Below are 7,805 nucleotides of genomic sequence, written 5' to 3'. Positions count from 1 at the left end.
GTCTTCATTAACAATAGACGGAACTGCAGTTACAGTTAAATATATAACAAGTGCTAAAAATGGAAATACAAATGGAACAGCCGTGGGTGTTGGTTCTATTGAATACTTGGTTGATGGTGAAGCGATTATCGCTTCAAGTTTCAGCATAGCGCCTACAGTTACAAACACATACGATTTAGGAACAAGCGCTAGTCGTTGGGGTGATATCTATCTGCAAAATGCACCAACTGTAACCTCAGATATTACGCTTAAGAAAAATATTAAAGAGCTGGGTTATGGATTAAACGAAATCATGAAATTAAATCCTATTTCTTACCAATGGAAAAATGATTATATCGGGAAAACTTTTATTCCTGAAAATCAAAGACAGACTTCATTAGGTTTTTCGGCTCAGGAATTGCAAACCATTTTGCCGGAAGTCGTAAAAACTCATGACTGGAAAATCATCAGCGAAGCAACTCCTGATCAATATCAGTATTTGAGAAATGACAAATTAGGTGTAATGTATTCCCAAATTATACCGGTTACCGTTAAAGCCATACAAGAACAACAAACACAAATCGAAGAACTGAAAAAAGCTGTTGAAGAATTGAAAAAACAGAACGAATTATTATTACAGTTAGTAAGTAAAAAATAATTTATTCCTTATTATATAAAAGAAAAGCGTTCGCCGAGGTGAACGCTTTTTTATTGTAGTAAACTTTCTATTTTATCGACTACTGTTTCGGGTGATATGCTCCGCATAGCATCTTCATAACCCGCAATTATTTTATTCCCGTAAACCGAAGTGGGCAACATCGGGAATTGTTTCCTGTCCGAAACCAATGCGTTTTCTAATGGCTGGTTAAAAGGAGAGAAACCCGAATACGGATGTGTAGCGCCCCAAAGCGTAATCACTTTTATACCCAACATGGCAGCAATATGTGCATTCCCGCTATCCATACTTAACATGATGTCGAGATTGCTGATGAGTTTTAATTCCTGTTGAAATTTTATTTTTCCCGCAACCGCAATCACATTGTTTTTATCCTTAGAAAACGAATTCAAGATTTCAATTTCTTTGTTTCCGCCACCAAAAAGAAAGATTTTATAATTTTGATTTGATGCCAATTCATCAATCACTTTTTGGATCAAATCCAAGGGATAAACTTTGGAATCATATTGTGCGAATGGCGCAATACCAATCCATTTTTCGTTTTTTTCTCCGCTTAAACCACTAATTTCAGCATCTAATTTTTGTTTTGGCGGAAAAACCGGATGTTTTAAATCAATGGAAAAACCGAGTTCCTGAATAACTTTCGCATGTCTTTCAAACATCGTGGGCAAAGGTTGAAAAACCTTATTTTCGGCACGGGTTAACGCGCTCTTTTCGGCCCTTCCTTTATCAACGGAAGCTGTTTTTTTTCCGCTTAAAGCAAAAAGATTTCTGACTACTTTTGATCGCAAAACATTATGCAAATCCGCAAAAGCATCAATACCCAATGGTTTCAAATCTTTGAATAATCTCAGCAAACCAAAGAAACCTTTGTGTCGTTCTTTAGCATCAAAAGCAAAGAAAGTAACATTTGGAATCCCTTCAAAAAAAGGTTTAAAAAAAGGCCTGGAAATAAAGGTGATTTTAACCTCCGGATTTTGATTTACAAAAGCCCGAATAACAGGAACCGTCATGGCGACATCTCCCATTGCGGAAAGTCTCATGACGGCTATATGTTGTGTTTTTTTCGACAATTTTGGAGTTGTCAGAATAAAGTTATTTCTTGTTTTGATACAAAACCGGGTTCAATTCATCGTCGTTGTACATTTTCATTTGTTTGTACACTTTCATGAATTTATCACCGTTTTCAATGTCTTTCAACAAATCATCAATGGCAGTTGACAAATCAGTTAATTGTTCCAAAAGAACATTTAATTTCACCTGACATTTGTCTCTATGGTCTTGCGAAGCTTCCGCACGCGTAGCTTCTTCATTCATGTGGTAAATTTTCAAGGCTAAAATCGATAATCTGTCGAATGCCCAAGCAGGACTTTCCGAATTGATTTTGGCATTTTCTTTTACTTTTACATGACTGTATTTTTGAAGGAAATAACCGTCAATATATTCCACCATATCCGTACGTTCCTGATTAGAAGCGTCAATTCTTCTTTTCAGGACCAAAGCCGCTACAGGATCAATATTTGGATCACGGATAATGTCTTCAAAATGCCATTGCACCGTGTCTATCCAGTTTTTAAGATACAATAAATGTTCAAATTTATCTTTTGGATAAGGATTGTTAATCGGTTGGTCAACATTATCAAATTTATGATAATCTTTAATACTTTGTTCGAATACAGAATAAGCTAATTTTGAAAACATATCTTTATATATTAAAAGACAAAGATACTTTTTATACTTTTATACTCTAAAAAAATATTTAGAAGTTTCGTCCCAATCCTGAAGTCTCGAGATTAGATTAAAATTTCATTTCTAAATTAAAAATAAAAATATGCAAATTCATCATTTATCAGAAGGCAATAGCGTTCTCAATCATTTTTTGGGACAAATCAGAAACGTGAATGTTCAACATGACAGCATGCGTTTTCGGAGAAATATTGAACGTATTGGTGAAATAATGGCCTACGAATTGAGCAAGGAACTGCATTATAAAAACATCGAAATTCAGACCCCGCTTGGCATTAAAAAAACCACGGAAATTAATGATCAATTGGTTTTATGTTCCATTTTACGTGCAGGATTGCCATTGCATATGGGTTTTCTAAACTATTTTGACAGTGCTGAAAATGGTTTTATTTCTGCCTACAGACACCATCCGAACAATGATTATTTTTTTGATATTTTAGTGGAATATAAAGCGATTCCTGATATCAACCATAAAAATTTATTGCTAATTGACCCTATGTTAGCCACTGGACAGTCGATTGTTGCGGTTTTTAATAAATTAATGGAAAATGCAACGCCCAAAGAAATTCATATTGCCGTAGTTATTGCTGCTCCCGAAGGTATTGCCCATCTTGAAAAACATTTGCCGGACAATTGCCATCTTTGGATTGCTACCCTAGACGAGAAACTAAACGAGAAAAATTACATTGTTCCCGGATTAGGTGATGCCGGTGATTTGGCTTACGGAAACAAATTATAGCTGAGAGAAAAAAGCAAAAAGACTGCATAAAATAAAAACATACAAAACAATTTCTTGTCTCAATTTTGCCTGAGGAATTTCGATATGACTGGTTGCCATGATGGCTAAAGGAGCAAAAGTAAACAATAACAAATCGTTGCTTTTGTTGGCAGAAATTAGAAAAATAGCAATTCCTATAAAAAAAGAAGACATGATTTTTTTATAGGAAGAATGCAACATCACCGGTCTATTGGACAATGTTAACACCAATGATACCAAAAAGAATAAGGCAACGGCAACATAAATTGACAATGCCAGATTTTGATAATTATTTTTAAAATAGTTAATCTCGAAATTGGTTGTTGTGCTTTCTAAAAAATTAACAATTAAACTTTTGTCTACTATTATGGCAAATAGAATAAAAATTACGCTTACCGCAAAAAAAGCGACAAAGGGTAAAAACCAATTCCTATAATCTCTGGCGACATGAAAAAGGATACCTGCAAAAACCAGAATAATAAATAGGATACTCCAAAAATGAAACAATGTTGCAACAAAAACCCATAAAGAGGCGTCAAATATTTTTTCTTTTGGAGATTTTAAGGTCTGCAAAGAGATCAGTCTTCGCAAAGCCAATAAAATAAAAAAGTTCGATAAAATTAAATTTGGATTGTCTAAAACAGAAGGAAAAAAAAGCAGCAATAAAAAATAGAATAAAACCGCGTAAGTACTGTCCTTACTCAATCCGTTTTTCTTTGCAATGAAATTTGAGATCAAAAGTGACGCCAATAATAAAGTCAATAATCCCGCTTTTTGAACAATCCCAATTGCCGAACCAGTCCATTCTGAAACCTGAAATTGGTATAAAAAAAAGAAAACCAGCACCAATAGAATAACCAATGCGTAATTTAATGGTGTAGATTTTCTAAAAAGACTTGTTATCATAAGGATATTTTATACTTTTGTAAATGTAAATATAATACTTGTACAAAGATGAAAGCATTTTTTGAAGGAATACAATGGTTGTTTGAAAATATTTTGTTTGTTCCGCATAATTTTTTAAGAGAATTAGAACTTGAAAGTTGGTTTGTAGCAAACATCATCAATTGGATTTTCATGATTATCTGCACTGTTGCCATGGTATATTGGATTTTGCAATTAAAATTGCACCGCGACAACAACGAAGAATATCAAGATACAACGGCTCACTCTTTCTTAAAGTAAGTCGAAGCCAATATCTTTTCTAAAATACATCTTATCAAAATGTAGCTTGTCTATGTTTTGATAAGATTTTTTTATGGCTTCCTGAAAATCGTTTCCAAACGAAGTTACAGCCAAAACCCTACCGCCATTACTGACAATTGCCCCATCTTGAGTTTTAGTTCCCGCATGAAAAACTATGGAATCTGTAACTGTTGAAATTCCAGAAATCACTTTTCCTTTTTCATAATCTTCCGGATAACCGCCGGAAACAACCATAATTGTGGCAGCGCTTCTCTCGTCAATTTCCAACTCTATTTTATCCAAAGTCTGATCAGCAACCGCTTGAAACAATGCCACTAAATCCGATTTTAGTCGTGGGATCACCACTTCTGTTTCAGGATCGCCCATTCTCACGTTGTATTCAATCACGATAGGTTCGTTTTTCACATTGATCAAACCAATAAAAACAAACCCTTTGTATGGAATCCCGTCTTTTTGTAATCCATCAATCGTAGGTTTAACGATGCGTGTTTCTATTTTTTCCAATAAAACGGCATCTGCAAAAGGAACTGGAGAAACGGCTCCCATTCCGCCAGTGTTTAATCCGGTATCGCCTTCGCCAATTCTTTTGTAATCTTTCGCTGTAGGCAGGATTTTATAATTTTTTCCGTCGGTTAAAACAAAACAACTTAATTCAATTCCGTCAAGAAACTCTTCGATAACCACTTTTGAACTTGCTTCGCCAAATTTTTCATTTACCAGCATGTTTCTCAATTCCGCTTTGGCTTCTGCCAAATCATGAATAATCAAAACACCTTTTCCGGCTGCTAAACCATCCGCTTTCAAAACATAAGGCGGTTGCAGTGTTTCTAAAAATTGACAACCTTTTTCAACCGTATCTTTAGTAAAACTATCATACCCTGCCGTTGGAATATTATGTCTAACCAAAAATTCTTTGGCAAATTCTTTACTCCCTTCTAACTGTGCACCCATTTTGGATGGTCCAATCACAGGAATATGTTTTAAACTTTCGTCATTTTGAAAATAATCGAAGATGCCTTTTACTAAAGGATCTTCTGGCCCAACAACAACCATAGTTACTTTTTCCTGAAGAACAAACGTTTTTATCGCTTCAAAATCTGTTGGACTGAGGTTTACATTTGTGGCGATACTCGCGGTACCGGCATTTCCAGGCGCAACAAAAAGTTTTGAACAAAGCGGACTTTGCAACATTTTCCAGGCAAAAGCATGCTCTCTTCCGCCAGAACCAAGTAGTAAAATTGTCATTGTGTTATTTTTAGTTGTGAACCGCAAAAATAATTGCTTTTGGACTTAAAAAATAATTAATTTTCAAAAAATTGCTAGTTGTTTACCATTAGTTGCCGGTAAATATTATTTTTGATAAAAATAACCATCATCGTGTTTCATCTTTTCGACTTATCTCTGAAATTAAATGGCTTTCCAATCGAGAAAGGAAAAAAACAGTTGTCTGAAATTTTAGCGATTTCTGAAACTGATTTTGGTGCTTTTTTGGATTCAAATCAACGGAAAATTGTTGAATACCATTTGAAAAATAATCCGTATTATCAAAATTTTGTTGGGAAAAATGCCTTTGAAAATTGGTCGGATTTACCTGTAATGCAAAAGAAAGATTTTCAGAAACCTTTACGAGAAAGACTTTCTAAAGGTTTTACTGAGAAAAAGGTCTTTGTTAATAAAACTTCCGGCTCCAGTGGTGATCCTTTTATTTTTGCAAAAGACAAAGAGTGTCACGCATTGACTTGGGCAAGTATCATCTACCGTTTTGGCTGGTATGGAATAGATTTTAACACTTCGTACCAAGCACGATTTTATGGCATCCCATTGGATTTTATTGGAAATAAAAAAGAACGATTAAAGGATTTTTTGAGCAGAAGATACCGCTTTACTATTTTCGATTTATCTGATGCCGTTTTAGACGGTTTTTTGAAACATTTTCGAACCAAAAAATTCGATTACATCAATGGATATACCAGTTCTATCGTTTTATTTGCCAAATTTTTACAAAAGAAAAACATCATATTAAAAGATATTTGTCCGACTTTGAAAGTGTGTATGGTCACTTCTGAAATGCTTTTTGAAGATGATAAAATTTTGTTGGAACATCAATTTGGCATTCCAATTGTCAATGAATACGGTGCTTCGGAACTGGATTTGATTGCCTTTCAAAACCCAAATGATGAATGGCAGGTCAATTCGGAAACATTGTATATAGAGGTTTTGGATGACGACAATAATGTTTTGCCTTACGGAAAAGAAGGTCGGATTGTGATTACTTCCCTATTTAATAAAGCTCATCCATTTATTCGTTACGATATTGGTGATATTGGGATTTTGGACGAAAAGAGCACGTTGAAAAAACCCATTCTCAAAAAATTAATTGGAAGAACTAATGATGTTGCCCTTTTGCCAAGTGGAAAAAAATCACCCGGACTGACCTTTTATTATGTAACCAAAAGTATTATTGAAGATGACGGAAATGTGAAAGAATTCGTAATCAAACAAACAAAAATCGATACTTTTGAAGTTGAATACGTAAGTGAAAAAGAATTGTCTGATGTGCAAATTCAGCATATTGAAAAAGCCATTGCATCTTACCTTGAGCGTGGTTTAAAATTTTCGTTTACGCGAAAAGAAAAACTGGAACGAAGCAAAAGCGGGAAATTGAAGCAGTTTAAATCGATGATTTAATTTCTGTATTTGATAAATCCCCTATACATCCAATGCAACATAAAGTAAGTGGAATGAAAAGCATTCAAATTTTCAACTTTACGATAAAAGTGCCATTGGTATTTTAATAAATTCGTTTTATTCCGCGAAAGCGAATTTTTTCTTATTCTATAAATGGCTTTGGGCGCCTGAATACCATGAGCAAACGGAATCTCTTTTAGATATTGCAGCCACAATCCCATATCTTGCCTTTTGAAGATTTCGGGCATGGTTTTTTTTCCCAATACCTCGATATCTATAAATGCAGTAAGACAACTAATGGAGTTCGTTTTGAGGATATCCCGATAAGTTACTTTTTCAGGAACTATAAAATCCGAATAAATGAAATTCAGGTTTTCATCGGAGCGTCTGTAGGAAGAAAAAACAAAATGCACGCCTGTTTTATTTATGGTATCAATGCTATTTTCTATAAAATCAGGAAACCAAATATCGTCGGCATCCAGAAAAGTCATGTATTTCCCTTTTGCGTTTTCTATGCCGACATTCCTTGCTTTTGCAGGTCCGGAATTGATTTTTAACTGATGTGCTTTTATGCGGCTGTCCCCGGCTGAGAATGCCTCTACAATTGAATTGGTTTGATCCGAAGAACCATCATCTACAATAATCATTTCCCAATTAGTGTAGGTTTGGTTTTGAACAGACTTTATGGTTTCAGTAATAAATTTTTCTGAATTATACGTCGGTGTAATAATGGAAACTAGTGGTGACTCCATG

At 34.6% G+C, this 7,805-nt stretch carries 9 protein-coding genes; 4 read left to right on the top strand and 5 right to left on the bottom strand.

Going from position 1 to position 7,805, the window contains the following annotated elements; translation table 11 throughout:
- The coding region (locus VI621_RS05720; protein ID WP_324217420.1) for a tail fiber domain-containing protein at positions 1-637 on the top strand (637 nt) is incomplete at its 5' end.
- A gap of 50 nt (positions 638-687) precedes the next feature.
- Here the strand turns inward: VI621_RS05720 and VI621_RS05715 are convergent.
- Together VI621_RS05715 and VI621_RS05710 are read right to left on the bottom strand one after the other, a co-directional pair.
- The gene (locus VI621_RS05715; protein WP_324217419.1) at positions 688-1,698 is read right to left on the bottom strand and encodes a glycosyltransferase family 9 protein; all 1,011 of its coding nucleotides are present in this window, start codon (positions 1,696-1,698) and stop codon (positions 688-690) included.
- A 52-nt stretch (positions 1,699-1,750) separates the two neighbouring features.
- On the bottom strand, positions 1,751-2,356 hold the full coding sequence (locus VI621_RS05710; protein ID WP_324217418.1) for a DUF4254 domain-containing protein: 606 nt from the start codon (positions 2,354-2,356) through the stop codon (positions 1,751-1,753).
- Positions 2,357-2,486: 130 nt separating this feature from the next.
- Between VI621_RS05710 and upp the strand changes: the two genes are divergently transcribed.
- Entirely contained in the window at positions 2,487-3,140 is a 654-nt protein-coding gene (gene upp / locus VI621_RS05705) for a uracil phosphoribosyltransferase (RefSeq protein WP_324217417.1), read from the top strand.
- Here upp and VI621_RS05700 read toward each other — a convergent pair.
- On the bottom strand, positions 3,135-4,064 hold the full coding sequence (locus VI621_RS05700) for a DUF6427 family protein (protein WP_324217416.1): 930 nt from the start codon (positions 4,062-4,064) through the stop codon (positions 3,135-3,137). The two genes, upp and VI621_RS05700, sit on opposite strands and share 6 nt — an antisense overlap.
- 48 nt (positions 4,065-4,112) lie before the next feature.
- On the opposite strand from VI621_RS05700, the gene VI621_RS05695 reads away from it, so the two are divergent.
- A complete protein-coding gene (locus VI621_RS05695; RefSeq protein ID WP_324217415.1) occupies positions 4,113-4,343 on the top strand; it encodes a DUF6341 family protein in 231 nt (76 codons plus the stop codon).
- On the opposite strand, the gene purD is transcribed toward VI621_RS05695, so the two are convergent.
- On the bottom strand, positions 4,335-5,609 hold the full coding sequence (purD, locus tag VI621_RS05690; RefSeq protein ID WP_324217414.1) for a phosphoribosylamine--glycine ligase: 1,275 nt from the start codon (positions 5,607-5,609) through the stop codon (positions 4,335-4,337). The two genes, VI621_RS05695 and purD, sit on opposite strands and share 9 nt — an antisense overlap.
- A gap of 132 nt (positions 5,610-5,741) precedes the next feature.
- Here purD and VI621_RS05685 point away from each other — a divergent pair, with 132 nt between their 5' ends.
- Complete coding sequence (locus VI621_RS05685; RefSeq protein WP_324217421.1) at positions 5,742-7,052, top strand: phenylacetate--CoA ligase family protein; 1,311 nt, start codon at positions 5,742-5,744, stop codon at positions 7,050-7,052.
- Here the strand turns inward: VI621_RS05685 and VI621_RS05680 are convergent.
- Positions 7,049-7,804, bottom strand: coding sequence for a glycosyltransferase family A protein (locus VI621_RS05680; protein ID WP_324217413.1), 756 nt, complete (start codon positions 7,802-7,804; stop codon positions 7,049-7,051). The genes VI621_RS05685 and VI621_RS05680 overlap by 4 nt on opposite strands.
- Position 7,805: the final 1 nt, after the last annotated feature.

It is taken from the genome of Flavobacterium sp., from assembly GCF_035292545.1.
Taxonomy (GTDB): Bacteria; Bacteroidota; Bacteroidia; order Flavobacteriales; family Flavobacteriaceae; genus Flavobacterium.
Note: the sequence above shows the minus strand (reverse complement) of the source record. Positions and strands in the feature narration are given on the sequence as shown.

Bases quoted from the DNA above. Each gene is read 5' to 3' on its own strand.
- VI621_RS05715 (WP_324217419.1), bottom strand. From the start codon at position 1,698: ATGAGACTTTCCGCAATGGGAGATGTCGCCATGACGGTTCCTGTTATT.
- VI621_RS05710 (WP_324217418.1), bottom strand. From the start codon at position 2,356: ATGTTTTCAAAATTAGCTTATTCTGTATTCGAACAAAGTATTAAAGAT.
- upp (WP_324217417.1), top strand. From the start codon at position 2,487: ATGCAAATTCATCATTTATCAGAAGGCAATAGCGTTCTCAATCATTTT.
- VI621_RS05700 (WP_324217416.1), bottom strand. From the start codon at position 4,064: ATGATAACAAGTCTTTTTAGAAAATCTACACCATTAAATTACGCATTG.
- VI621_RS05695 (WP_324217415.1), top strand. From the start codon at position 4,113: ATGAAAGCATTTTTTGAAGGAATACAATGGTTGTTTGAAAATATTTTG.
- purD (WP_324217414.1), bottom strand. From the start codon at position 5,609: ATGACAATTTTACTACTTGGTTCTGGCGGAAGAGAGCATGCTTTTGCC.
- VI621_RS05680 (WP_324217413.1), bottom strand. From the start codon at position 7,804: ATGGAGTCACCACTAGTTTCCATTATTACACCGACGTATAATTCAGAA.